The 25,966-nt window shown below is 35.5% G+C and carries 23 protein-coding genes; 7 read left to right on the plus strand and 16 right to left on the minus strand.

Annotation, left to right across the window (positions count from 1 at the left end; all coding sequences use genetic code 11):
• Window positions 1-1,221 (minus strand): PfkB family carbohydrate kinase, encoded by a 1,221-nt coding sequence (locus F1325_RS10825; protein ID WP_109373588.1) that lies wholly within the window; start codon window positions 1,219-1,221, stop codon window positions 1-3.
• A 1,032-nt stretch (window positions 1,222-2,253) separates the two neighbouring features.
• Here F1325_RS10825 and F1325_RS10830 point away from each other — a divergent pair.
• Window positions 2,254-2,745 carry a DUF4822 domain-containing protein gene (locus F1325_RS10830; protein ID WP_160230430.1) on the plus strand — a complete coding sequence of 164 codons (492 nt, stop codon included), beginning with the start codon at window positions 2,254-2,256 and terminating at the stop codon, window positions 2,743-2,745.
• A 126-nt stretch (window positions 2,746-2,871) separates the two neighbouring features.
• Here F1325_RS10830 and F1325_RS10835 read toward each other — a convergent pair whose 3' ends face one another.
• The 3 genes from F1325_RS10835 to F1325_RS10845 all read right to left on the minus strand — a co-directional run bounded on the left by F1325_RS10835 (window position 2,872) and on the right by F1325_RS10845 (window position 5,542).
• Window positions 2,872-4,008: an AAA family ATPase gene (locus F1325_RS10835; RefSeq protein WP_160230431.1), complete on the minus strand. Its 1,137-nt coding sequence runs from the start codon at window positions 4,006-4,008 to the stop codon at window positions 2,872-2,874.
• Window positions 4,005-4,709 (minus strand): RNA ligase family protein, encoded by a 705-nt coding sequence (locus F1325_RS10840; RefSeq protein WP_109373591.1) that lies wholly within the window; start codon window positions 4,707-4,709, stop codon window positions 4,005-4,007. Before F1325_RS10840 ends, F1325_RS10835 begins: the two co-directional genes overlap by 4 nt.
• 257 nt (window positions 4,710-4,966) lie before the next feature.
• A complete protein-coding gene (locus F1325_RS10845; RefSeq protein WP_244313515.1) occupies window positions 4,967-5,542 on the minus strand; it encodes a YiiX/YebB-like N1pC/P60 family cysteine hydrolase in 576 nt (191 codons plus the stop codon).
• Window positions 5,543-6,157: 615 nt separating this feature from the next.
• On the opposite strand from F1325_RS10845, the gene F1325_RS10850 reads away from it, so the two are divergent.
• Together F1325_RS10850 and F1325_RS10855 are read left to right on the plus strand one after the other, a co-directional pair.
• Window positions 6,158-6,415 carry a hypothetical protein gene (locus F1325_RS10850; protein ID WP_006532995.1) on the plus strand — a complete coding sequence of 86 codons (258 nt, stop codon included), beginning with the start codon at window positions 6,158-6,160 and terminating at the stop codon, window positions 6,413-6,415.
• A gap of 110 nt (window positions 6,416-6,525) precedes the next feature.
• The gene (locus F1325_RS10855) at window positions 6,526-7,218 is read left to right on the plus strand and encodes an XRE family transcriptional regulator (RefSeq protein ID WP_109373592.1); all 693 of its coding nucleotides are present in this window, start codon (window positions 6,526-6,528) and stop codon (window positions 7,216-7,218) included.
• Between the two features lie 21 nt (window positions 7,219-7,239).
• Here F1325_RS10855 and F1325_RS10860 read toward each other — a convergent pair whose 3' ends face one another.
• The 4 genes from F1325_RS10860 to F1325_RS10875 form a co-directional block, all read right to left on the minus strand.
• Window positions 7,240-7,866, minus strand: a complete 627-nt coding sequence (locus tag F1325_RS10860; protein WP_160230432.1) for an ABC transporter ATP-binding protein — start codon at window positions 7,864-7,866, stop codon at window positions 7,240-7,242.
• Window positions 7,860-8,636: an ABC transporter permease gene (locus F1325_RS10865; RefSeq protein ID WP_109373594.1), complete on the minus strand. Its 777-nt coding sequence runs from the start codon at window positions 8,634-8,636 to the stop codon at window positions 7,860-7,862. The genes F1325_RS10860 and F1325_RS10865 overlap by 7 nt, the downstream gene beginning before the upstream one ends.
• 100 nt (window positions 8,637-8,736) lie before the next feature.
• Window positions 8,737-9,492, minus strand: coding sequence for a molybdate ABC transporter substrate-binding protein (gene modA, locus F1325_RS10870; protein ID WP_109373595.1), 756 nt, complete (start codon window positions 9,490-9,492; stop codon window positions 8,737-8,739).
• A 252-nt stretch (window positions 9,493-9,744) separates the two neighbouring features.
• Window positions 9,745-10,728 carry a sugar-binding transcriptional regulator gene (locus F1325_RS10875; RefSeq protein WP_160230433.1) on the minus strand — a complete coding sequence of 328 codons (984 nt, stop codon included), beginning with the start codon at window positions 10,726-10,728 and terminating at the stop codon, window positions 9,745-9,747.
• A 370-nt stretch (window positions 10,729-11,098) separates the two neighbouring features.
• On the opposite strand from F1325_RS10875, the gene cutA reads away from it, so the two are divergent.
• Together cutA and sra are read left to right on the plus strand one after the other, a co-directional pair.
• Window positions 11,099-11,407, plus strand: coding sequence for a divalent-cation tolerance protein CutA (cutA, locus tag F1325_RS10880; protein WP_109373596.1), 309 nt, complete (start codon window positions 11,099-11,101; stop codon window positions 11,405-11,407).
• 399 nt (window positions 11,408-11,806) lie between these two features.
• Window positions 11,807-12,040 (plus strand): stationary-phase-induced ribosome-associated protein, encoded by a 234-nt coding sequence (gene sra / locus F1325_RS10885; RefSeq protein ID WP_109373597.1) that lies wholly within the window; start codon window positions 11,807-11,809, stop codon window positions 12,038-12,040.
• Window positions 12,041-12,168: 128 nt separating this feature from the next.
• Here the strand turns inward: sra and F1325_RS10890 are convergent, their stop codons facing one another.
• Together F1325_RS10890 and F1325_RS10895 are read right to left on the minus strand one after the other, a co-directional pair.
• Window positions 12,169-13,221, minus strand: a complete 1,053-nt coding sequence (locus tag F1325_RS10890; protein WP_109373598.1) for a DNA polymerase beta superfamily protein — start codon at window positions 13,219-13,221, stop codon at window positions 12,169-12,171.
• Window positions 13,205-13,984, minus strand: a complete 780-nt coding sequence (locus F1325_RS10895; protein ID WP_160230434.1) for a nucleotidyltransferase domain-containing protein — start codon at window positions 13,982-13,984, stop codon at window positions 13,205-13,207. The genes F1325_RS10890 and F1325_RS10895 overlap by 17 nt, the downstream gene beginning before the upstream one ends.
• A gap of 132 nt (window positions 13,985-14,116) precedes the next feature.
• Between F1325_RS10895 and F1325_RS10900 the strand changes: the two genes are divergently transcribed.
• A complete protein-coding gene (locus F1325_RS10900) occupies window positions 14,117-14,740 on the plus strand; it encodes a DNA-binding protein (RefSeq protein ID WP_109373600.1) in 624 nt (207 codons plus the stop codon).
• 82 nt (window positions 14,741-14,822) lie between these two features.
• Here the strand turns inward: F1325_RS10900 and guaA are convergent, their stop codons facing one another.
• Window positions 14,823-16,400, minus strand: a complete 1,578-nt coding sequence (guaA, locus tag F1325_RS10905; RefSeq protein WP_100160335.1) for a glutamine-hydrolyzing GMP synthase — start codon at window positions 16,398-16,400, stop codon at window positions 14,823-14,825.
• Window positions 16,401-16,484: 84 nt separating this feature from the next.
• Entirely contained in the window at window positions 16,485-17,951 is a 1,467-nt protein-coding gene (gene guaB / locus F1325_RS10910; protein WP_109373637.1) for an IMP dehydrogenase, read from the minus strand.
• Between the two features lie 169 nt (window positions 17,952-18,120).
• Between guaB and xseA the strand changes: the two genes are divergently transcribed.
• Window positions 18,121-19,503, plus strand: coding sequence for an exodeoxyribonuclease VII large subunit (gene xseA, locus F1325_RS10915; protein ID WP_160230435.1), 1,383 nt, complete (start codon window positions 18,121-18,123; stop codon window positions 19,501-19,503).
• 105 nt (window positions 19,504-19,608) lie between these two features.
• On the opposite strand, the gene F1325_RS10920 is transcribed toward xseA, so the two are convergent.
• The 4 genes from F1325_RS10920 to F1325_RS10935 form a co-directional block, all read right to left on the minus strand.
• Window positions 19,609-21,852 carry a TonB-dependent receptor gene (locus F1325_RS10920; RefSeq protein ID WP_160230436.1) on the minus strand — a complete coding sequence of 748 codons (2,244 nt, stop codon included), beginning with the start codon at window positions 21,850-21,852 and terminating at the stop codon, window positions 19,609-19,611.
• Between the two features lie 165 nt (window positions 21,853-22,017).
• A complete protein-coding gene (locus F1325_RS10925) occupies window positions 22,018-24,186 on the minus strand; it encodes a S9 family peptidase (RefSeq protein WP_109373640.1) in 2,169 nt (722 codons plus the stop codon).
• Between the two features lie 28 nt (window positions 24,187-24,214).
• Complete coding sequence (locus F1325_RS10930) at window positions 24,215-24,997, minus strand: energy transducer TonB family protein (protein ID WP_232797462.1); 783 nt, start codon at window positions 24,995-24,997, stop codon at window positions 24,215-24,217.
• A 45-nt stretch (window positions 24,998-25,042) separates the two neighbouring features.
• Window positions 25,043-25,912: a ChaN family lipoprotein gene (locus F1325_RS10935; protein ID WP_109373642.1), complete on the minus strand. Its 870-nt coding sequence runs from the start codon at window positions 25,910-25,912 to the stop codon at window positions 25,043-25,045.
• Window positions 25,913-25,966: the final 54 nt, after the last annotated feature.

Here is a 25,966-nt window from a genome sequence, read left to right on the forward strand (position 1 = left end):
TTATTCAGGGGATTGGGTGACAATCTGTGAATATGTTGTTTGATTGATGCGATGCATGACATTAATATCTTCAGGCATTTCTGAAGCATTACTCGTCTCAACAGCTAATGATGAAAAAGCTGATGCATAGCGTAACGCATAAGAAAACTGCTTTCCTTTTGCCAATGAGGCAGCGAGTGCTCCATTAAAAGCATCACCTGCCCCTGCTGTATTTTTTACAACTGCCGGATATGCCGGCGAATAAATATACTTATATCCGTCATAAGCTAACGAACCTTTACTACCCAGCGTAATAACCACCTTATTTACGCCTTGCTGATAAATAGAAACTGCAGCATTTTTTGCAGATTCTAAATCAAGTACTTCTATCCCAGATAATAAACTTGCTTCCGTTTCATTAGGTGTTAAAACATCTATCATTGGAAGTAATTCATTAACTATTTTGTTATAAGGTGCTGGATTAAGAATAATAGGAATATTATTTTCGTTTCCAATAGCAATAATTTCTTTTAATGCTTCAATATTCGTTTCTAATTGAATTAAAATTATATCCGCGTCAATAATTTTATCTTTCTGTATTTTTACTTCATCAGCAGAAATATCCATATTAGAGCCCGAGTAAATAGAAATAATATTCTCTCCACTCTCCTCCGACACAAAAATAGACGCTGTTCCTGTTTGATAATTTTCAGTTTGATATATCGTTGACGTTTTTATTCTTGATGACGATATAAAATTAACTGCATAATCACTAAATTGATCAGTACCTATCTTCGTAATAAAATGTACCTGTGCATCAGCATAACTCGCCGCCAATGCTTGGTTACAGCCTTTACCTCCTGGTGAGAAGATAAATTTATTCGATAATAAGGATTCCCCGGCTTCTGGCAATCTAGGAAGATAACTAATCATATCAACATTAAATGAGCCCAGTACGCACACCTTATTTATTGCAGTCTTGTTTGCTAAATCGTTTTTATCAATTTGATCATTACATTCTAGAAATTGTATAATTTCTTTCTTAGCCACTTTATCTAATGTCTCAAATTCTATAAAAGCACCACCATGGCATCTTTTTATAATTCCTTTTTCTGCTAGTGTATTTAAATCTGATCGTATTGTTTCTTTGGTAACATCAAGTTCTTTGGCCAAAACAGAAACTTTTACTGCACCATTACCTTTAATCAGATTAATTATTTTTTTATGACGTTCTGCTTTCATTTAATGTTACCTCTATGGCAACAACTTTAGTTTATTAGTTGTTATGGGATTGTGATTACAATCATATGTTATTTATTAAAAGCAAAAAAAAGCAGAAATACAAAAATAAAAAACAAAAAGAAACAGAAATAAACAATGATAATCGTAAGATTAGTTAATAAATAAATTTGGAATTTATTTCTTTTTCAGAAAAAACGAATCAACATATAACGTTATTCCAATCTATTTACCATAAATAAATTTAATATTATTTTTTAATTTTATACGGGAGATAAAATTAAAAAATTAAATATAAAAATAAAATTCACTTTTATAAATAAGGCATTACAGAAAAATAATTTTATATTTCTGCAAAATATCCGTAATAATGCTTAAATAAAATACAATCTAATTGAATCGAGCAATGCATTAATTATTTTTATCATCGCGTATTTTTAAAACGCATTTACCATAAAGAAATTCTAATCATTAAATACCCAAAAAAACGATACCCTTTTACCAAAGAACATAAATCACTTAAGTAATGCAAAAGTAATGCTTAAAACATCTTCTATTTTTCCCTTTTCATTTTTGTGATCGAGATATCATTCAATACGTTTACAACACCCTTTTCATAAATAGAATATTGATTATTTATTTCAATCTTTCATTTTATGCACCATTTTTACAGAGAGCTGGCTATTTATCTTTGTCTATATTGCACATCGATTGGTCAAGCTTTGATCTAGTTTTGTAAATAAGGAAGGCTTTCTATACGTTTTATCCATTGTTTATAATAATTATTTATATTGTTGAGCATCTTTTAATCGGATAATAAATCCTAAAAACAAAAATTATTGATACTTGATACTGAAAATAATGCAGTTAAAGTGATTTAATTCTAGCTATTTTTGTAAAACAACCTTTTCATCAGAAACATTCTGACATACTTCTTTTCTGGTATTTACCTCGTTTCATGCCTAACTTTATTACTAACAGGAAAAACATCAGTGTTCATAGACAAGAAATACAACGTAAAATAAGGATATATTAATGAAAATAAAATCACTTATCGCAATCTCATTATTAAGCGCTAGTTTTTCTCTTTTTGCCGCAGAGAGTTCAACATCAACTGCCAATATTCAAACTCAAGGAGTTATTCAGGCTCAAAAAGAACTGAATGACTATGAGAAAGTCATGATAGAAAAAGTTTGGATAACGACTGACGCTATCGATGAAAAAGGAAATAAAACTGCGGCTGATAATCCTCAAGTCAGCAACTATTTTGGACTTGCTGAGTATTACCCTAATGGCACTTTTATTATGTTTACACCGGAAGGTAAACAGAAAATGCAAGGTGATTGGTCAATGTCAGATGATGGCAAAATACGTACCTTAGTTGCCAAAGATACTGAGGGTAAAACATTATTCACCCGAGATGTAGAAAATATCACGGTTAAAAATGATGAATATACCTATCGTATTTATCCAAATGCTGATGATCGTAATACCTATTTCGATATTATCCATCACGTCAAAAAATAAATTTAGTACGTTGTTTTACCTGCAAATTAATTCTACTCAATAAGCAAAAAAGGGTTACTTATAAAAATAAGTAACCCTCACTTTACTTTATAACCTACTTATCATTTCGCCGAAATAATCGGATAATTAAAGTATGGTCTGAGATTGCCCTTCAATCCAATAAATCACTTCATGCGCTTCTTCTGGTGTTGGTACTTCCAATTTACTCAACATGCGTTCCATTACTTTAACTGGCACGGCTTCGTTTCTTGCATTATTTTGCCTCTGCCACTGCGCATAAGGGACTTCAATATAAACTAATCTAATTTTCGCATTATAACGATAAAACAAAGAGATAAGTTGATCTCGCATTTTTCTTGTAATATTGGTGGCATTCCAAACAAAAGGTTTATGCTCTCGTAAATAAAGACGGGCTTGTTCTTTTGCTTGCTGTACTATCCAACCATTAGCATCTCTGTTATCAGGCTTAATATTATGCTGACGACGGAGATCATCTAAACTCACAATCGGAAGATCTGCACAATGTTGGCGAATAAAAGTATCTTTTCCCATACCTGGTAATCCACATAACACCGTAACTTCACTTCCTTTTTCAGGGTAAGGCTCATAATTGCAATCCGTACTATTTTCTGTATAAAAATAGTGAAAACGAGCATCATCTGAAGGAAATGGAGCAACCTTACGCCAACAATTTAGCTCTTCACAATAAAGCGCAAATAACGCAATTTTATCAAAAAGAGCTTGTTTATCTTCACAATCTCGCCCTAAAACATCAGCTTTAGCTAATAATGCCAATAAATAGCAATCTACTCTTAATGATGCAGCAAGCAGCGCTTTTTTAGGATCAGGTTTATCCATCACCCACAACGGCAGCCCATGAAAGCGAACTAAAGCCGCGATCTGCTCTCTATCAGCAAAGCTTAAAGGTACTTTTTCATACAGAAAAAGACGTGTTGTTAATTCCCCTTTACGTGCATGACCCGGTGAAACAATACGCCCCTCTTCTTCGCGTGTTGTAGATCGTTTTTCCACATCATGAAGTAGTGCCGAGATCCATAAAATTTGCTGTTCTCTTTCAGTTAAAGTCTCATATTCTGGCAATGATGTAACTGAATTGATTACTCTTTGTGTATGTATCGCCACATCACCTTCTGCATGATGAATAGGATCTTGCATAACACCAGCCATATCACTAATTTCATCATACAACCCACAGAGATGTTCCCATGACATTTCAGTGTGTAATTTCTTATGAAGCATCATTGAGACTCCTGTGTTTTTTCCCAAATTAAAGAGGCTCGTCGCCAATTTTTTTTCCAATGAACATCTGTTTTAACGTGATCTTTTCTAACATATTTAAAAACACGATGTGAAAAATCATCTAAAGAAAATGATTGTGCATCTCGTGTAACAATACCTTCCATTGGGCTTGGTTTTTGCGTTAAAACATCATGTGATTGAAAGAAACTTGCCTGTTTCGCTTGTGAAACAATCATATTTTCAAAATCAGTTTTATCCTGACATTTAGGCAGCTTAATTTCTGGCACAGTAGGAAGATCAAACAGAGAAGCATAAAACTGCACTTCTTCCCAACTTAGCCATTTATCTTTATAACGAACCGCAAACACATAAAAATATTCTTCTAGGTGTGCATATTCAATAGAATGAATGGCATATAGATTCTCACCGAAAATATCTAACTCACCTAAATCATTTTTCATCAATTGCCAACGTTGACGCAATTGAGATGTCCACGCTGATTGTGTTGGGGTTGCATGCGAGCGTGCAAAAACACCCATTTTATTCAGGCAATTATTTTCTCCATCCAGTTTTTCTGTATGGATAAATTGTTTTATCTGGCAAATATCCTGCCACCATTGTGCATTTATACGATCGTCGTTTGTTGTGCCTGGTGAAAAAGGATAGTGATAGGTTCTATCATATTTTTGTGATTGATTATTCATTATTTAATACTCATTAAGAAACAGAAGTCCTACCAAATTTAAAAAGAAATTCAGTAAGTTAATTTTTCTGTATTGCACTATTCCTTCAGTGCCTTAATGTGTATTACATAACAACGACCTAAATAATCAAAAGAGAGAGGAAAATAAATTTAGACAGATATTACCTATAACTTTCCAAAAGAGCTAGACAATTAATACACATTTTTCTTTGTATTTTTTCTAATTAGTCTTACACTTGAAATAACTAAAGATAAATATCACTGTGGATATGGAAAAATATTTTCAGAGTTAATCAGATTTTCAGGAAAAATAAGTGGATTATCTGAAATAAATGGCATATCTAATTTTCGACTACCTGTGGAAATAGAAACCCCAGCTTTTAACCATGCAGCAGCAACTAGCTCAGTGCAATAAACACCCTGTCCTGGGTAAATACTAAAATTTTCACCAACTCGTTCTAATACAGTTTGCACCGCAATATTTCTAGCTTCTTCACTTCCTTTCACTTGGTAAAAACGAACTGAATTCGGCTTTGCTCGACTAATGAAAAATTCAAGACTATCCACAGTAACGCCATCTTTTATATTGCTATGTTCACTGGGTGTAGAATGGATCACTTGAACACCGTAATCAGAGATCCACAGCATACCTACGTGGCTAAACCCACTTTTATCAACTTGTTTAATTATCTCACTAATAACTTCATCCCCACCCCGAAAGACTAAATCACCATTTTTTAAGTCATGAGGCAAAGCGAGAGCATAAAATGCACTCGCTAAGAATAAAGCTACAATATTAAATATGCGAACAATCACTTGAAAGCAACTTTCCATTTACCATCAACATTAATCATTTCTTGTGCCTTTGTTTTTTCTACAATATTTACCCTTTATAATCAATAAATAAAGAAAAAACATCTCTACTTTAGCTTTTTGCTTTTTGCTTTTTGCTTTTTGCTTTTTGCTTTTTGCTTTTTTTTTAAGAATATAATTAGGAGCAAATATTAATAATATTGAGTATTAATATTTTTTCGATAACATTAGAATAAAATTATTCTCTATCTATTGTCGAAACTACTTTAATATTTACTAAATATAATACTTTTTGCCTTAATTTATCTAATTAACAAGCATCATTTAAACTAATATCTTATGAGAAATATCAATTTAATATTACAAATAACAATATTACAACAATTAAGTAGACTAAAAAACAATTCTATTTGTTTTCACAATATATCACAGCGTATTATTGCCTAATATTTAGGTCATTTGCTTATAACACATTGCAAAAAAACACAAATAAACACTAGAAAAATTGTGATCACATACACTTTTTTGCATCATTAATGCTATTTAAGACAAATAGAAACTGCTTTTTTATCAACAAATAGGTAATCTAGCGGTCTGATTTTGATGACCAAACATGAATAGTTAAAAGGATATTTTATGTTTACTTCACAGCTCATGCTGGTCGGTTATGTGTTGTTGGTAAGTCCTTGTGGAAATGATTCTTGTGATGCAGTTCCTGTTACAGAAACAATTTATACTAAAGATGAATGCACAACACGACTTAACTACTTAAAACAAAAAAGACCTGACCTTATTATTTTCTGTGGAGAAGTCTTGAGAGATCCTGAAGTTACTGATGAAAACCCTTACCTTACCCCACCAGATAGTGCAGACGACGTTTTCAAAATTAAGTAACTAATCTATTCCTAATTTTATAATTAAGATAAAATACAATTTAATTTGTTTTCTTTTTACGATATACTCTTTGTACTTGAATATGTAAGGACACGTATTAGGAGTCACTAATGTCTATTGCGAAACGTACCAAAGATAAACGCATTGCGTTAGGTTTAACACAATCAGAACTTGCTACTTTAGCGAGTACGACACAGCAATCCATAGAACAGCTAGAAAGTGGTAAAACTAAACGCCCCCGTTTTTTACCTGAATTAGCAAAAGCATTAAATTGTGATTTGGCTTGGCTACTCGAAGGTGAAGAACAACCCAATGCAACTTCTGAAATTCCACCAGAGAATGAATGGCAACCGGTGAGTGAATGGGACAGTAATACCCCTTTAGGTGCCGATGAAGTGGAAATTCCCTATTTTAAAAGTATTGAACTCGCGGCGGGTGACGGTTGTTGTACTAACGAAGATCATAATGGATATAAATTGAGATTTTCAAAAAGCACATTACGCCGTTATGGCGCATCTTCTCAAAACGTTATTTGCTTTTCTGTTTATGGCGATAGTATGTCACCTGTTATTCCTAATGGCTCAACAGTCACTGTCGATACAGGTAACACACGTATTGTTGATGGTGGCATTTATGCTATCGAACAAGATGCCTTGTTTAGAATAAAACTACTCTATCGTCAACCGGGCGGTAAATTGATTATACGTAGTTATAATAAAGACGAATTTCCTGATGAATCAGCAGAAACTGATTCTGTAAAAATTATGGGGCGTATTATCCATTGGTCAGTAATGGCTTGGTAATCAATAAGCAAAGCAACAATTTCATAGTATAGAATTTTCAGTAACAACCTGTCCTTTAGACAATAAAACCGTTTTATCTGCTAGCGCTCTGATTTCACGAGGCTCATGAGTAACCATGATCATCGTTATTTCCTTAGATTTTAAGGAATCAATTAAATCCCAAAGCTGATAACGTGTTTCCCAATCCAAACTCGAAAAAGGTTCGTCCAGTAGTAACAGTTTGGGTTGGCTAATAAGCGCTCTTGCCAATGCAACGCGTTGTTGCTCCCCTCCTGAAATTTGATGAGGATAACGAGTAGCGAGATGTGCAATTCCCATTTGCTCTAATATCGCCTTTTCTCTCTCCTTGCTTCGTTTCTGTTTTGCGCCATATTGTGCTAACCATAAATTTTGTGTCACAGTCATAAACGGAAATAAATAAAGCCGTTGATTTAAATATCGACAAGAGCGTAACCATACTGGCTGTTCATTTATATTTTTATCTGCAAGGTAGATATCACCAGTGTATGAAGTATATCCAGCAATCGCATTTAAAAGCGTTGTTTTACCACTTCCAGATGTACCACTTATTCCTAAACATGTTCCTTTTTCTACGTCCAACGAAATGTCTTTTAATATACCCGTTGTTAATGAACGAATTTCTAGCATGATCTTTTCCTTTCTCGCTGTAAACGATGTAACGCAAATAATAAAGTAATCGCGATAGCGATAAGAACAAGCGCACAACCTATTGCCAGAGTGAAGTCTCCGCTGGCAATATTTAAATAAATTGCCATAGGCAACGTTTCTGTTTTTAACCTTGTTGCACCAGCTAACATTAACGTTGCGCCAAATTCACCTAAAGCTCTAGAAAATGCAATGATGCTTCCACTCATTAAAGCTGGCCAACACAGTGGTATTTCAATCAAGAAAAATGTTTTTGTTGGCGTTAATCCTAAATTTTGTGCCGTTTGAATATAAGCAGGATCGACAGACTTAAAAGCAGAGAGACTATTTCTCATAATAATCGCGCTTGCGACATAAGTTTGAGCAATAATAATACCCAATGGTGAAAAAAGAGAGCGAGATAACTCAGGAAAAACGTCTGTTAAAGGGCCCTGATTTCCTAACAATAATAATAATCCGATACCGATAACTAATGGAGGAGTAACCAAAGGCAAATCTAATAACGCATCAATAAAACGATGTCCTTTAAAAGGAATTCTTGCCATTGCCCATGCAGCAGGTACACCTAGGATAAATGCTAGACATAAAGAAGTTAACGCTGTACTGAGCGACATGCCAATAGCAAAATGGAATTCAGGATCGGTAATAACTTGCCTCAATTCAACATAAGAAAGTTGGCATATCAATGCAATTAGCGATCCTAAGATCAGAAATAACAATAAAAAAAGTGGAATTAATGCCCATCGAAACACGTTATTTCCTTTTTTAAGATAGGTATTTATTTTGCTGTAATAATGAAAAAAGCCACCAGTGAGTTGGTGGCGAAAAAACACAATTTATGTGAGAAAAAATCTATGGTTTCGAAATTACAGGAAGAAAACCATAATCAGTAAAAGCCTTTATCCCTTCAGCACGAGTAAAATAATCAGCAAGTAATTGTGCTTCTTTCGGATTTGCTGATGTTTTTAAAACAGCAAGTGTTGCCACTTCTTCTGGGCTACCTTCAGGAACTGGAAGCAAAACGAGTTTATCTTGATTTTTCATTGCATCTGCATATCCAATAATGGCGGCATCCACTTCCCCATTGAGTAAATACATAAGCAATTGTTTAATGGTTGCAGTGCGTACAACAACTTTATCACGTAGTTTATCGCCTTGACCTGATGCATCAATAAGTTGCTCGCCACTTTTTCCTAATGCGATAGCTTTAGCATCACCCATACCTAGTTTTAATGAACTATTCGCAAGATCTTCTAGTGTTTTAATATCACCCACTTTATCTTTACGCACAGCAATAACTGGAATATGGCGAACAATAGAATATTGATTAACTACTTGTCCTTCTTTATTTAACTTTTCCACGTAATCTTGTGAACCGGGAAAAAATAAATCCCCCTGCTTAGTTAAATTAAAGCGTGTTAGTATTTGACCTGAACCGCCATATTCAATAGTAACTTTATTTCCTGTCTCTTTTTCAAATACACTCACAACTTGCTCTACCGGTTGTTTTAATCCAGCACCTGCATAAAGATGAAGCTCGGCTGCAAATGTATTATGGCAAATTAATCCTAATGCTAGTCCTAAACCAGCAAGAAATTGGTATTTCATAAAAGTGGTGATCCCGACTATCGTTATATAATTTTTTATATAGTGAATGATATGAGTGTTTAAGGCAAGAGACTCATATAAAAAAAGATAAAAATGTTAACAACTTATCATTTTTATCTTTTTCTTTATATGTAAGCTTTACAAAATAGACTGATCAAAACAAATGCTTCAAATACTTTATTTGTATCAGAAATAAGTAGAGCTTAAATAGTGGTTTGCCAACAAATCCTCGCTTTCACGAGGATTTTATTACTAATTATCTAGCTCTAATAATGCCAGCGCTGTGACTTCATCAATCACAATATCAGTGGCGTAACCTCCTTTTATCGCCCCTATTGTTGCCTGAATATTTTCCACACCACCAGCAATAAAAAGTCTCTGTGTTATTTGTCTTAACTGAGCAAGGCTTATTCCCATTATCCTAAGATCAATATCAGAAACCAGAGGATTGCCTTGCGCATCATAAAAACGTCCACAAATTACACCAACAGCACCCAAATCACGATATTGAGCCATCTCACTGCTCGTTAAAACCCCCGTTGTAACCAAAGGATTATCATCTAATATATTACCCACAACAAAAAGGGCTTTATTACACTGATTTAGCGCTGAAAAATTACGCCTAATAATAGGTTCAGCTTGAAGTTCCATTGCTAGACGTGCACTAGAAACCACCGCAGGCACATGCAAATTAATACTGCACCCTGACAACTTGTTTGCGATTAACGCGGCTGCTTCTGTTGTTTTAAAATCAGGCTGTGGCGCTACTGCACCTATCATTTGTAGTACTGTGATATTTTTTAATGACTTGGGTGGAAGATAATTACCCAATTTATAAATTGTTCGTCCCCAAGCAACACCTAAAATATCATCGTCATTAATTATCTGAGAAAGATACATCGCTCCTGCTTTCGCTAATCTTTCTCTATTCATATTTAAAGTGTGTTGCGATTTATTCTTTTCTTCATCAGGTAAAATAAGCACATTATTAAGATCGAATTTTGCTTTTATTCTGATGGCATAATCAATCGTAGAAAATACTGATGAATCCAAGTTAATATTTACGAATCCTTTTTCTCTAGCTAGATGCAAATATTTCACGACGGTAACTCGAGAAACACCCATAATATTTGCAACTTCACTTTGACTGAGTCCGTCTTGATAGTAAAGCCACGCAGCATAGAGAACGGGATCATTATCAAATAAACTCGCGTTTTTTAGCGAATTATTATCCATTTTAAACCCCACAAATTTTTATAAATCTTATGACTAATTAGTTTATTTTATATTAGAGATATTATTGAAGGTAAAAATGCCTTTAGCAAAATTAAGCCTTATAACACAAATAGATACATTTCATTAATCTAATAATAATATCGGCACCCTGATATTTTTCTTTACTACAAGAACCTTATAATACGTAAAAAGCCCTTAATAATGCCGTAAACATTTCATATCGAGAAAGTTTTTTTTGAAAAAACTGTTTTATTTCGCTAAAAATAAAAATATTAGCTTTAAGTTTTAAAAAGTTTTATTTTGATAAAATTAAAATCACCAAACCTTATTGTTGCTATGAAAGATCGAATTAATTTTAAAAGGAAAAACAATGATAATTGCATACTCAACCGCACCAAATGAAACAATTGCTAATGAAATTGCTCACCACCTCATCAATGCAAAACTTGCTGCTTGTGTAAATTTAATACCTCACGTAAAGTCTATTTATCATTGGAACAATGAAATTATTGAAGATAATGAAATACTTATGATGATAAAATCCGAAAAAAGTAAACAGCAAAACTTAATTGATACTCTTATCGAAATACATCCTTATGATACTCCTGAAGTAATTATAATACCGATTGAAAATGGTTTTAAAGGTTATCTTAATTGGATCCATACCTCCTTGAATTAAAATAACGTTAAATTTTTAACGAGATCTCTTTTCTAATCTCTTTTTCAAAAAAATGATAATTAATTGTAAATTAAAGCATCTTATATCATCTCAATTATGAGACAAATAACTCAATGTTAATATTAAGCTAAATTTCTTATTTTTAATTATGACAAGTGTTTTAAATGTACTTTATAAATGTAAATATTTTAATTTCAGCGAACGATAATCTAGATAGTTAATTACATTTCGAATATAAAAATATTTGTTTTATTAACCTGAGTATTTTTAAAATACAGGAAAAATATAAGCAAAATAGCCTTTAATGCTAAATTAATAAGGTTACCAACATCTTATTCTTTTTATTCTCTGCTATAATAAATAGGCTTTCTCTAAATTACATGCAAAAAGGAGTAAGTTGTGAAAACAAACAGAGTCGCAAGACGTATTTTAGGTTTACCTTATAATTTGAGTCGGTCTAAAAAGAAAGTGCGTTTTTCCATTATTGCCTCTGCAAACGCAGAAAATATGCCTGCTGAGTTAAAAAATACAGCTAAAATCTGTTTAAAACAGGATTTTAGAAAGAACGCAGAGCACAAGCGTATATATATGAAGTTAACAGATGCTTACCCAGAGTATCTTGCAACTAATTAATATTTTTATATATCAACGCTATTTAATAAATATTTTTGCATTTAGTTTGTATACTTAAAATATTTAAAATAGCATATCCCTTACATTACGTAAGGGATATTAGTTTTCTAGGCTAGTTTATTTTTCTATTAGTTATAAAGCTCTTTTCTTATATTTATAAGAGCAACTTCTGCAATTGAAGGCTCAATTTTTTCAGGCAACAGGCTTAATTGAAATGCACTCTTAATAGTCTTAATAAGAATTTCACTGCGCTCTAATAATTCATTATAACTAAACTGACCTGCCTTAATTGCTAATAATTCATCTCTATTGTCACACCAAACCTTCACTTTACCTTCTTGTGCAATCCCTAATGCAATATAGAGTAATCTAAAGGTATGCATCATATTCTTACTATCATAACTTCTGCCATGATCGATATTTTGTTGGTAACGAACATCATTACGTTGCTCAACCCACTGCCAATATTCATGATATTGCTTGCGATATGTACTATAGCCTTCTTTATTAAAGCTAAGATAACCTTCTAGTTTTGCTGTTTTAGAAATACTACTTAGCAATACATCATTAGCATTTTCTTTTTTTATTATTCCTTGATAAGGCACTTTATCATCATAATAAATTGCATAAGTATCTTGAGCATGAGTAAGTTTTGCTAACCCAACATTCTCTTGTTTCCAACGCCGATTTTCTAACCAAGTATTGATTAATGTTGTTTTTCCATCTTCAATGACATAACAAAAATCAAGAATAGTTTTTAATTTTTTTTCAACCGGATTTACTATTTTTTTGTTTAGTCCCTGAGCTTTCTTAATCTGCCCTTGTGCATAGTGCACAAATGTTTGAACACAAGTTTTAGACAAAAACCATTCTGGTTTTATCAATGACATTAAAGGATGTCGATAAATAACCATCTGTTCGGGTGAATTAAGTAACTCTAAAATATTAGGATTAGATGCACACAATAGTTCTATAAATCGTCCAAGTTCATAATAGACTATATCATTGGTTTCATTACTTACTTGTGGTGTGTATTCCAACCCATAAAAAAGATCTTTAGGGAGATAAAAGACACCTTTAATATCTGTATCTGATGTTTCCGTTGCAAGATTATGTGAACGACTTCCAGCAATACTTTCAAATAAAAGGTAAGGTTTTATATCTTCAATAGTCAGTTTCATCTAATTTTTTCCTAAACCAATTATTTAAAATATTATTATCGGGTACTGTTCTCTTGGTTGATTGAACATTTGTCTCTTGCCATAAAAAGATCACCAGATGTTGCATTGCATCTGTTGGAACCCAAGTAAAATGTTCATCTTTATCTGATTTAAATTCTACTAGCTCTTTGATGGCTTTCTGTTCTTCGATAGTTAAAATTTTTATCAGCTTATCCAATTCCATAGGCGGAATGCTACTCGTTTTCACTGTCCAATAAGCGGATAAAAGAGAGCGTAACATATAGAACCATTTTTTTAATTTTATTGGCTCTGCACTAATCTCATTTTTAGCGTTATTTTCAGGAGAATATCCACTCACAACTTTAGCAATTCCTCTGTAATGATGAACAATCACTTTTGGTTGATAATAGAGTTCTGCAAGCTCAAATAACTCTTTTTGAACATTAGGATATTGTTGATAAATTATTGGCGATTGGAGCCACTCTAATAATATACAATTCGATTTGCGTAATAAGTGTAGAGCTTTGGTAATATCCCAAGCGCCTACATCAAACCAACTATTTTCTATCCATTCGAAGGTTTCTTTAGGTTTATCAATAGAAAGATAAGCATTGCGAGGCCGTATAAAAATACCTCGCACATCATAATCACTATCTGTTGAGGCAAATCCCCAAGCTCGACTACCACTTTCAGCAACATAGAGTAGTTTGACTTGATACTCTTGCTCTATCTGCGGGAGTTTTTTTAAAATCTCATTATGCATGATGTCCTTATCTCCTATTTTATTAATTTACAACATCATGTAGATGCTCTTGTTTATAATTCGAGTATTAAACAATAATAACGAAGTTAAAAAAAAGTGATCAATTCAATGTAATTAATAATGGATTTTTCTATGAATAACAATAAATTTAAAAGCATTGCTGAAATCAGAAAAAATAATCTAATTTATATCATTGAACGTTACTATAGCGGCAAACAAAAATTACTTGCTGATGCGTTAGGTGTAGCCCCAAGTATGATCTCCCGTTACCTATCACTAAAAAACTTAAAAAGTCATCGCGAACTTACCGCTCACATGTCACGAAAAATTGAATATGTGACTAAAATTAGTAAATATTGGATGGACATAGACCATTTGAAAGAGGGTCATGCGGAGTCAGAAAAAGAAGAATACATTCTGACCGAGATTGGACAAATACTTTCAGATAACATCACAACATTTATGTTAAACGATGGAATAAAATCAAGAGTTAAACTCTCTGTTGATTCGGGTCTTGCACAATCAACGGTTAACCGCATTATTAATTGTGAAGCCAGTGCCACCGCTGAAAGCATTGATGCTATTGCTAAGGCAATGGGGCGTCAGGCTTACGAATTATTAATCCCTAAGAATGATAAAGGCGCTATTTATTACGATAGAAAAGCCTATTCTAAATTACCTTTAAGTGAACAAATATCAATTCAAAACTTTATTGAATTTATTATTTATAAAAATAATCCTACAACTAGTGAATAGATATATACAAAAAAGCCACCAGTAACATACTGATGGCTCTTGGTTTTTTAACCTTTATCAACGATTACTGATAAACGGTATTTTATTCCCACTCGATTGTTGCTGGTGGTTTACCGCTGATATCATAAACAACACGAGAGATACCACTAACTTCATTGATAATGCGGTTAGAAACACGACCTAAGAAGTCATATGGTAAATGTGCCCAATGTGCTGTCATAAAGTCCACAGTTTCAACTGCACGTAATGAAACAACCCAGTCATATTTACGACCGTCCCCCATAACGCCCACTGAACGCACAGGTAAGAACACGGTAAATGCTTGGCTTACTTTGTTATATAAGTCAGCTTTATGCAATTCTTCAATAAAGATAGCATCAGCACGACGCAGTAAATCACAATACTCTTTTTTGATTTCACCTAATACACGAACCCCTAAACCAGGACCCGGGAATGGATGACGATAAAGCATGTCGTAAGGTAAGCCTAACTCTAGACCAATTTTACGAACTTCATCTTTGAATAGTTCTTTTAATGGCTCAACTAAACCCAGTTTCATATCATCAGGTAAACCACCCACATTATGGTGTGATTTAATCACATGAGCTTTACCTGTTGCAGATGCGGCAGATTCAATCACATCTGGGTAAATAGTACCTTGCGCTAACCATTTAACTTGTGGCTGTTTAACCGCTTCTTCATCAAATATTTCAATGAATGTGTGACCAATGATTTTACGCTTTTTCTCAGGATCGTTTTCGCCCTTCAACGCAGTTAAAAAACGTTCTTCTGCTTCAACATGGATAATATTTAGGTCAAATTTGCCTTTAAACATTTCCATGACTTGTTCTGCTTCATTCAGACGCAATAAGCCGTTATCAACAAATACACATGTTAAACGTTTACCAATCGCACGGTTTAACAATAATGCAGTCACTGAAGAATCAACACCACCTGATAATGCTAAAATAACGTGATCATCACCAATTTGCTCTTTTAAACGAGCAACAGTGTCTTCAATAATTGCAGCAGAAGTCCACAGAGCATCACAACCACAGATATCTAAAACGAAACGTTTTAAAATCGCTAAGCCTTGATGGGTGTGTGTAACTTCTGGATGGAATTGAACACCATAAAAACGTTTCTCTTCATTCGCCATAATAGCAAATGGGCAAGTTTCAGTGCTGGCTACTGTTACAAAGTCTGATGGAATAGCAGTAACTTTGTCGCCGTGGCTCATCCACACATCTAATAGTGGTTTGCCATCTTCGCTAACTGAATCTTGAATATCATTGAACAGAGCACAAGTTTCACGAATTTCAACTTGTGAATAACCAAATTCACGCTCACCAGAAACTTCGACGTCACCACCTAATTGCATTGACATCGTTTGCATACCATAACAAATTCCTAATACAGGAACGCCTGCATTAAATACATATTCTGGCGCACGAGGGCTGTTGTCTTCAGTAGTACTTTCAGGGCCACCAGACAGAATAATACCATTAGGATTAAATTCACGAATTTGTTCTTCTGTAACATCCCATGCCCAGAGTTCACAATAAACGCCGATTTCACGGATACGACGAGCAATAAGCTGCGTATACTGTGAACCGAAATCAAGGATAAGAATGCGATGATTATGGATATTTGCTGTCATTTGTGGTGAATTCCAAAACAGATAAAGTCATAAAGTTGAAAGGCTTGCTAATTTATAATCAAAACAAGCCTTTCTCGGAATAAATTACATACCTAAGCGATAGTTAGGTGATTCTTTCGTGATGGTCACATCATGGACATGGCTTTCTTGAATACCGGCACCACTGATACGAACAAATTCAGCTTTAGTATTCAATTCTTTAATTGTTGCGCAGCCTGTTAAGCCCATGCATGAGCGTAAACCACCCATTTGTTGGTGAACGATAGTTTTTAATAAACCTTTATAAGCAACACGACCTTCGATACCTTCTGGTACTAATTTGTCTGCTGCATTGTCAGTTTGGAAGTAACGATCTGATGAACCTTTAGACATCGCACCTAATGAGCCCATGCCACGATAGGATTTATAAGAACGGCCTTGGAATAGTTCGATTTCGCCCGGAGATTCTTCAGTACCTGCAAACATTGAACCAACCATCACGCAAGCTGCACCTGCTGCTAATGCTTTTGCAATATCGCCAGAGAAACGAATACCACCATCTGCAATAACAGGAATGTTACGATCTTTCAGTGCTTCAACTGCATCTGCAATAGCGGTAATTTGTGGTACACCAACACCAGTTACGATACGTGTTGTACAAATTGAACCAGGACCAATACCAACTTTAACCGCACTTACACCTGCATCTGCCAGTGCTAAAGCACCTTCTGCGGTTGCAACGTTGCCACCAATGATAGGGAGATTTGGATACAATGCACGAGTATCACGAATGCGCTGTAATACGCCTTCAGAGTGACCATGAGAAGAGTCAATAAGTAAAACGTCAACGCCAGCGGCAACTAATGCTGCTACACGCTCTTCGTTACCTGCACCTGCACCAACAGCAGCACCTACACGTAAACGACCGTGTTCATCTTTACATGCGTTTGGTTTACGTTCTGCTTTTTTGAAGTCTTTTACAGTGATCATACCTTTCAGGTGGAAGTTGTTATCAACCACTAAGGCTTTCTCTACACGTTTTTCATGCATTCTTTGCATGACAACATCTCGTGCTTCGCCTTCTTGTACTGTCACTAAGCGCTCTTTTGGTGTCATTACCGCAGTAACTGGTTGGTCTAAATCAGTAACAAAACGAACATCACGACCCGTAATAATACCCACTAATTCGTTGTCATTAGTCACAACTGGGTAACCCGCAAAGCCATTGCGTTCAGTCATTGCTTGAACTTCACGTAAAGAAGTTTCTGGTGTTACGGTGATAGGATCAGTGACAACACCACTTTCATGTTTTTTCACACGACGAACTTCTTCAGCTTGGCGTTCGATAGACATGTTTTTGTGGATAAAACCAATTCCACCTTCTTGAGCTAATGCGATAGCTAAAGGCGCTTCAGTCACAGTATCCATTGCAGCAGAAAGCATAGGAACATTTAGGCGGATTGTTTCAGTCAGTTGAGTAGACAAGTCGGCAGTATTAGGAAGAACAGTGGAGTGTGCAGGAACTAACAAAACATCATCAAATGTAAGTGCTTCTTTTTTAATTCGTAACATAGCAATATCTCACCAAGGCGGCTTTTAGGAAATAGAAAATATTGCCGCGGAATTATACACACCGAAATCGGTTGCTTCTAGCTTTTTTTCAAAATTTTTATTGATCCTGCCACTAACTTAGGTAGTATCAATCAATTAAGTCTTTGTTTTAAAATTTGATCTGGCTCACATGACACTACTGATAAACAATAATATTTTTACTGTTAGCCGTCTAAATAAGACCGTTCGCCAGTTATTAGAAATGGAAATGGGTCGCATTTGGATCAGTGCTGAAATTTCCAATTTTACTCAACCCTCTTCTGGTCACTGGTATTTTACGTTAAAGGATACTAATGCCCAAATTAGAGCAGCGATGTTCCGTGGGCAAAATACTAAAGTTACTTTTCGCCCTCAGCATGGTCAGCAGGTTTTAGTTCGCGCAACCATTACACTGTATGAGCCACGAGGCGATTACCAATTGATTGTTGAGAGTATGCAACCTGCTGGTGACGGACTCTTACAACAACAATTTGAGCTATTAAAACAAAAACTCAGTGCAGAAGGGTTATTTGATGCAATTTATAAAAAACCCCTGCCATCTCCCGCTAAACAGATTGGTGTTATCACTTCATCAACAGGAGCAGCACTACACGACATCTTAAATATTCTTCGTCGTCGTGATCCTTCTTTGCCAGTGCTTATCTACCCAACCGCTGTTCAAGGTGCTGAAGCACCTATGCAAATTGTTCATGCCATCGAACTTGCTAACCGCCGTAAAGAGTGTGATGTTTTAATTGTTGGTCGTGGTGGCGGTTCGTTAGAAGATCTCTGGGCATTTAATGATGAACGCGTTGCTCGTGCTATTTTTGCCAGTGAAATTCCGATTGTAAGTGCTGTTGGTCATGAAACCGATGTGACCATTGCTGATTTTATTGCCGACCTTAGAGCACCAACCCCTTCTGCTGCGGCAGAGCTTATTAGTCGTAACAAACTTGAGTTATTGCGCCAATTACAATCGCAACAACAACGCCTTGAAATGGCGATGGATTACTATTTAGCAAAAAAATTACGCGCAATAACACAGCTTCATCATCGTTTGCAGCAACAGCATCCTCATTTACGTCTTGCTCGTCAGCAAAATGTATTAGCTTCCACACAACAGCGTTTAGTGACTAGTTTTCAGCGACTATTGCAAACCAAACAACATCAACAAACACAACTACAAAAACGCCTTAATTACCAAGAACCTAGTTCAAAAATCCAAGCATTACTTCGCCAACAACAGCAGTTGATTTACCGTATGAGAGAAAGTATTTCACTACAGTTATCTCGTCAACGTGAACAATTCGCTATTAGCTGTTCACGATTGGAAAGTGTGAGTCCTCTCGCAACACTTTCTCGTGGTTACAGTATTAGCGAAACAGAGTCTGGAGAAGTGCTAAAAAATACCAAACAAGTGAAAGTGGGTGATCCGTTGAAAACACGCGTTGAAGATGGTTGGATCACCAGTGAAGTGATTAAAACACAAAAGATAAGAGCTAAACGTAAAGCAGCACCTAAAAGTGACGATTAACTTAAATATTATTGTTTAATGAAACAGTGATACAAAAAAACGGCACCAATCTTCCTTTGATGCCGTTTTTTATTATTTATACTTTAAGATAATCATTACGTTACATTAAAAACGTACTTCTCCTGCAAAAAGATAACTTCTGCCACGGGCAGTTTGTGTATTTGCACTCGGATCTTGCATAATCGGCGCTGAATTACTTCTATCAAGCGCATTAGAATAATTTTTATTCATTAAATTATGCACGGCAAATTTTAAAGAAATGTTTTTATTAATTCTGTAATTACTATAAACATCGACAACCGTTGGGATATCATCTTGCTGCACCATTGGCACTTTACCTGTATCGTAATCTACCCCTTCTGGTGAGGATTTACGTGCTTTTCCCGTTATTTGGATCACAGTGCCTAGTTCTAATGACTGGTCATCAAAGAAGCGAACACCTGTATCAATAGTGGCATAATATTTAGGTAATTCAGAAGCGGGCGTTTGCCCAAAGTCTGTACTGGCAATCGAAGTCGGCTGTGAAGTTCGTTGGTCACTGTATGAGAGGTTAGTATAAAACACTCCTGCATCATAATTTGCTTGTAGCTCATAACCACGTAAAGTCACAGGATCAAGGCTATTGGTGTACAAGAAAATATTCCCATCGTATTCTATCCCCGCGTAATCCTCGCCAGTTAAAGAACCGTCATTTTTACAACGCACCCCACCTTTACATACCAAATAAGAATCACTGGAAATGTAATCTTTGATTTTTGTGTGATACCACAATCCTTTAAATCGTAAACTATCGCCTTCCATCATTAAATCTGGGTGATAGCTATTAAAACCAATTTGCACAGTATCTGCCTTTTCGCTTTTTAAAAATGGGTTCATTGAAGCACCGCCTTCATTGGCAAAAAAGATCTCTTGTGATGTCGGTGCCCTCATGGTGTGTGCATAGCTTACAAAAGGCTGAAATTCAGGAATAATTTCGGCAGAAAACAACATGCCTGGGTCCCAATTTCTATCATGGCGACTGAGGTTCATTTCACCTTCGGGGAAACATGCGGCTCGTGGATCACAAGCGGGTTTTCGTCCTTTAATATGATAATCGACATAATTTAAATTAAGGTCGAGAGTATAAATATCGTATTCAAATTTCATTTGTGAAAAGAAGCTGGTTAAATCGTTTTTTCCTTGCGGTGCAAACGTATTATATTCAACCATATTTTGTGATTGCCACGGATCAGTAGAAGGTGCAATAACACTGCGTTTGTATTCTATTGACATTAATTTTGTGCCCAGTGTTAATGCCATATCCAATTCATCGTAATTAAAGCGGCTGGTATTTTTAGCGACTAGTGAATCAGATATATTTTTTGCATTTGCTTCACGTAAACTAACAAGAGAATCACCTGCAAATTTTTGTGATGCTTGGCTGTGGCTAAGCAAAATTTCGCTATCAAATAGATCGTTTAGCGGTGTATAGCGATATTTCGCATAATAATCTTTTGCATCAATTTTTCGTCGATTAAAATCATTGTTATAAAAACGACCACTTAATTCTAATTCATGAGAGTCGTTAGGTTTAATATTAATTTTAGTCAGTTCTGAATGCGGTCGTTGATTGAATTCTTTGCTTGTCGAAAATTCTTCACTATTAAATCCCGCGCCATTTTTATAAGACGATTCTATTTTATGCCCACTTAATGCAAGCATTGCACCAATGCTACCATCATCATTAAATAATGAACGTTGCCCAGCAACAGCAACCATACCGTTATAACCTAATCCATTTGTGCCACCAGCAGCTTTACTTCTGACACCCCAAGTGTGTCCTTGAAATAAAATATCTTCTACACCAATAGTTTTAAAATTAGCACTTCCTGCTAGGGCATTAATACTATTTTCACCGTCTTGTTGACCACGAGAAATATCGATTTGAATAATAAAATTCGGATCGATCATGCTATTAAATTGGTTGTAAGGTTGCGCGCCATGCGCATATTGGCTAGGTGATGTGCTATACATAGTTTGAGTGACACCATCAACCATCATATTAACGCGACCAAAACCACTTAATCCGCGAATATTAACACCAATGCCCGGCTGACTCACATCCATTTGAGTATATGTTCCCGGCGTTGAACGTAATGTTTGTTCAACAGATTCAAGATTATTAATTTCACCAATAGAGCTATAAGCACCTGGTTTTCCCAATGCTTTTTGTTCAGGCGTTTCTTTTTGTGCTGATGAAACTTTTAAGCTACTAAATTGAATCGCTTTATCTGTTTCAGATGCGATGGCAAGATGATTAACACCCGAAAATAAAATAAGAGTGCTAAGTATTTTCCTTGTAAATTTCATAATAAACCTATTCTTTATTTTTATTTAAATAGGCTCACGTTGCTTTATATAAAGTCATTAAACTAGAAAATATTATTATTGTTATGTTTGCTTTAAATAATAGCGCTGTCTCCCTTAATGAGAGACAGGCTAATTTATTAAACTGATTTACTATTACTGATTATTCTATTTTATATTTTGAGCTTTAAAATAGACTTCAGGCTGTTCTAACATCAGAATAAAAGCATATTCTTTGGCTGTATCGCGTAAGCGATTAAAACGCCCTGATTTACCACCATGCCCTGCACTCATATTAGTTTCAAGTAATAGCAGATTATTATCTGTTTTTAATTCACGCAATTTCGCAACCCATTTTGCAGGCTCCCAATATTGCACTTGTGAATCATGTAATCCTGTTGTGACTAATAAATGAGGGTATGCCTTGGCAACCACATTATCATATGGGCTATACGATTTTAGGCGGAAATAAACGTCTTTATCAGCAGGATTTCCCCATTCTTCATATTCCCCTGTTGTTAAAGGAATTGAAGCATCAAGCATTGTTGTCACAACATCCACAAATGGAACTTGAGATACAACACCGCGGTATAACTCAGGTGCCATATTCACAACGGCGCCCATTAATAATCCGCCCGCACTGCCACCCATAGCGTAAACGTGTTTGGGTGCTCCGTAACCTTTGGCAATTAGATATTTAGTGGCATCAATAAAGTCTGTAAAAGTATTAACTTTATGTTCCATTTTACCTTGGTTATACCAGCGTTTACCTAATTCACCGCCACCACGCACATGCACAATGGCATACACAAAGCCTCGGTCTAATAAGCTTAAACGAGGTGAACTAAACGAAGGATCGATACTGCTACCGTAAGAGCCATAGCCATAAATTAAGATAGGATTTTCACCTTTCTTAAATAAGTCTTTGCGATAAACCAATGATACGGGAACTTCAACACCGTCTTGTGCTTTTACCCAGATACGCTCGCTTTCATATAAATTGCGTTCAAAGCCTTTCACTTCTTGCTGTTTAAGCAATTGCTTTTGATGCGTTTGCATATTCCATTGATAAGTTGAAGAAGGCGTTGTCATAGAAGTATAACCAAAGCGAAGCTCTTCGCTATCTGCTTGAGGGTTAAAACCTAGCCATGCCATATAAACAGGATCGTCAAAGGTCACATTCGTCGATTGACCTGTTTTCCAATCAATTTGACGTAATGACACTAGTCCTTGTTTTCTTTCTTCCACAACTAACCAGCGATTAAAGAGATCGAAACCTTCTAAATCGACCTCTTTTTGTGGTGCAATGACGGTTTCCCAAGGCTTATCGATTGATGCCGTTTTATAAAGACCAAACAATTCACTCTCATGATTCGAACGAATATAGAATTCGCCATTAAAATGGTCGATATCATATTCACGCCCTTCTTGACGCGCAGAGAATATTACCATTGGTTTTTCTGGCGCATTCGCGTCAATTAAACGAGATTCTGAGGTTGTTGAGCTTTCAATAGAGACAAGAATGTAATCTTCAGATTTACTTTTACCCATCCATGTATAAAAACGATCGTCGTTTTCTTCGAAGATTTTGACATCTTGTTTACGATCAGTGCCATATTGATGGCGATAGATTTGATAAGGCAGTAAGGTTTGCGGATCTTTATCAACATAAAATAGTGTTTTGCTGTCATTTGCCCACACAAGATTTGCTGAGATATTGGTTAACACATTCTCTTTCCATGTATTATCCGATAAATCTTTATAGGCAACATTATAGTTTCTGCGCCCTTCTTTATCTTCTGCAATAGCGATACGTTTGTTATCTGGGCTGATTGTCAAATCACCTAATTGATAGAATTCGTGCCCTTTAGCACGTTCGTTTCCATCAACGAGAACTTCCCATTCACCTTCGCTATTTACTGGTTTACGCTGATAAATAGGGAAATCTTTACCTTCTTGATAAATAGTCCGATAAGTATAGCCATTATAAATATAAGGCACTGATTCATCGTTTTGAGCCATGCGGCTCACCATTTCATTAAAGAGCGTTTCTTCGAGCGCCTTGCCTTCTTTCATCACTGATTCAGTATAGGCATTTTCAGCATTCAGATAATCAAGCACGTTAGGATCTTTACGTGAATCATCTCTTAGCCAATAGTAATTATCGGTGCGCGTGTCTCCATGTTCTGTCATCACATGAGGCACTTTATTCGCTTTTGGTGGCATCACTAGGGAGTCCTTCTGATTTTGAGCCAATGCAGGTGTTGCTGAAATTAACAATGCCATGATCGCACTCGTTAATTGCAACGTCATCCGTTTTTTTGTTGCGACTAGCATAACGTTTTATTTCCTTTTTGACCTGTCGTTAGAACGTTAGTGTAGAAAACTCAATTGGCATTTCAACCATTATTTTACCTTTCGACAATAACTCAATTGGCGGTATTGGTAAGGGTTCTGCACGTTTGAGTACTCGTTGTGCTTCTCTGTCTAAAGAACGCACGCCACTACTAAGAATTAATTCACTCGATATGACATAACCTTGTTCATCAACAATAAAGCGTACTTTAGAAATCCCTGTTCTACCTTTACTTTTGGCTTCTTCGGGATAGGCTTTATAGCGATTAAGATGCCCTTTTGTTTTAGCTTGCCATAATGCTAATGCGCTTTCCGTACTATCTGAATCGCTATCATAATTTGCACTAACATCATTAGATTGCTGTTTCGCCGCAGAGCGGCTGCTTGATGGTGCTGATTGGCTAGACACATTTTCGCTAATAGTAGGCGCGGGCTTTACCGGAGAGGTTATAGGTGTCACTTTAGCTGTTTGCTCTACATTGACTCTTTTTTTAGGTTTTTCGAGCAAAATATCTGCATTTTCATTCACAATTAGATCAGGCTGTTTTTCAGCAATATCTTGCTCTACCTTTTTTTGGCTTGCTACCGCCAATTGTTGATCGACGCCTACAACCTGTTTTTCATCACTGAGTGCTTGTACGTTTTCGCTTAAGCTCATCATTACAGCTAATTCTGGCTCTTGTATAAGTACCGTATTCTCTTTATTGAAATAAAAATAAGCCATGACAAAAATAGCATGTACACCGAGAGCCAAAATAAATGCTTTAGAACTACAAAGCTGAAATTTTGGCATTTGATCCATACAAGAAGAAATAAGCATATTCGTGTTATCAATAAATTAAGGTAAGGCGACAGGTGTTATCCAAAGATAATCGGCATGAACGGAAGTCACATCACTTCCCTCTTCCGTCATTATCACCACAGTTACTTTTTCATTCGGTGCTAGATCAGCAACGTGTAAAGGTACACCCATTATTTTTGTAGCATGAAAAGAGCCAGCAATTAACAGTGCGGGTGTCGGAGCATCTAATAAACTTTTAGCCATTGCACGATCACGCAATTGCTGAATAACCGTCATTTTTTCTGCTTGTGTTTTATCAAGCTCACCGTCATGAGAAAGCTCAATTGTTTTTTGAATAAGTTGGCGAACAGAGGTATCAGTTGAATGCACACCATCAATAATAGGAGGATTTTTATACGCACTAGATATTTCACTGCGATCAATATTTGCCGCTAATAAAGGATAATCAGCGCTTAGCCCTGCTTTAACTATATTGCCATACCATTTCCAAGGCCAACCTGAATTCCATTTTAATGCAGCCATTAGTCGCTCATCTCGTAGATATTCGGAGCCTGAATAACGTTTCTTTGTGTTATCCACTAATGATTGCTGGCTTGGAGTTAGCATCTCAAGTAAAACTGCTCCTTGAGGGCGTTTTTTAGGTAGCTCTGTCATTAACCAATACTCAATATCATGATGATAAGCATTGTCATGTTTTTCACCAATAATCACATGTGATTGACTTGCTAATCGTGTTAACAGTGTGTCTGCTGTGATGGATTGCCCAGTCTGAGTATCAATGATGTTTGCTGACTGAATAATTGCCAGATCTACGGTTGATACAGGTTGTTTTTCTATTGAATGACATGCTGAAAGACTTATTAATGAAACTAGTAGTAAGATCTTTTTTGATATTGAGAAAAACATAATCATCCTATTAGTTATATATACCTACTTTAGTTAGACGCATAGGTTAATATT

The sequence above is a fragment of the Proteus columbae genome, from assembly GCF_009914335.1.
In the GTDB taxonomy this organism is placed as follows: domain Bacteria; phylum Pseudomonadota; class Gammaproteobacteria; order Enterobacterales; family Enterobacteriaceae; genus Proteus.

Bases quoted from the DNA above. Each gene is read 5' to 3' on its own strand.
- F1325_RS10825 (WP_109373588.1), bottom strand. From the start codon at position 1,221: ATGAAAGCAGAACGTCATAAAAAAATAATTAATCTGATTAAAGGTAAT.
- F1325_RS10830 (WP_160230430.1), top strand. From the start codon at position 2,254: ATGAAAATAAAATCACTTATCGCAATCTCATTATTAAGCGCTAGTTTT.
- F1325_RS10835 (WP_160230431.1), bottom strand. From the start codon at position 4,008: ATGATGCTTCATAAGAAATTACACACTGAAATGTCATGGGAACATCTC.
- F1325_RS10840 (WP_109373591.1), bottom strand. From the start codon at position 4,709: ATGAATAATCAATCACAAAAATATGATAGAACCTATCACTATCCTTTT.
- F1325_RS10845 (WP_244313515.1), bottom strand. From the start codon at position 5,542: ATGGAAAGTTGCTTTCAAGTGATTGTTCGCATATTTAATATTGTAGCT.
- F1325_RS10850 (WP_006532995.1), top strand. From the start codon at position 6,158: ATGTTTACTTCACAGCTCATGCTGGTCGGTTATGTGTTGTTGGTAAGT.
- F1325_RS10855 (WP_109373592.1), top strand. From the start codon at position 6,526: ATGTCTATTGCGAAACGTACCAAAGATAAACGCATTGCGTTAGGTTTA.
- F1325_RS10860 (WP_160230432.1), bottom strand. From the start codon at position 7,866: ATGCTAGAAATTCGTTCATTAACAACGGGTATATTAAAAGACATTTCG.
- modA (WP_109373595.1), bottom strand. From the start codon at position 9,492: ATGAAATACCAATTTCTTGCTGGTTTAGGACTAGCATTAGGATTAATT.
- F1325_RS10875 (WP_160230433.1), bottom strand. From the start codon at position 10,728: ATGGATAATAATTCGCTAAAAAACGCGAGTTTATTTGATAATGATCCC.
- cutA (WP_109373596.1), top strand. From the start codon at position 11,099: ATGATAATTGCATACTCAACCGCACCAAATGAAACAATTGCTAATGAA.
- F1325_RS10890 (WP_109373598.1), bottom strand. From the start codon at position 13,221: ATGAAACTGACTATTGAAGATATAAAACCTTACCTTTTATTTGAAAGT.
- F1325_RS10895 (WP_160230434.1), bottom strand. From the start codon at position 13,984: ATGCATAATGAGATTTTAAAAAAACTCCCGCAGATAGAGCAAGAGTAT.
- F1325_RS10900 (WP_109373600.1), top strand. From the start codon at position 14,117: ATGAATAACAATAAATTTAAAAGCATTGCTGAAATCAGAAAAAATAAT.
- guaA (WP_100160335.1), bottom strand. From the start codon at position 16,400: ATGACAGCAAATATCCATAATCATCGCATTCTTATCCTTGATTTCGGT.
- guaB (WP_109373637.1), bottom strand. From the start codon at position 17,951: ATGTTACGAATTAAAAAAGAAGCACTTACATTTGATGATGTTTTGTTA.
- xseA (WP_160230435.1), top strand. From the start codon at position 18,121: ATGACACTACTGATAAACAATAATATTTTTACTGTTAGCCGTCTAAAT.
- F1325_RS10920 (WP_160230436.1), bottom strand. From the start codon at position 21,852: ATGAAATTTACAAGGAAAATACTTAGCACTCTTATTTTATTTTCGGGT.
- F1325_RS10925 (WP_109373640.1), bottom strand. From the start codon at position 24,186: ATGCTAGTCGCAACAAAAAAACGGATGACGTTGCAATTAACGAGTGCG.
- F1325_RS10930 (WP_232797462.1), bottom strand. From the start codon at position 24,997: ATGCCAAAATTTCAGCTTTGTAGTTCTAAAGCATTTATTTTGGCTCTC.
- F1325_RS10935 (WP_109373642.1), bottom strand. From the start codon at position 25,912: ATGTTTTTCTCAATATCAAAAAAGATCTTACTACTAGTTTCATTAATA.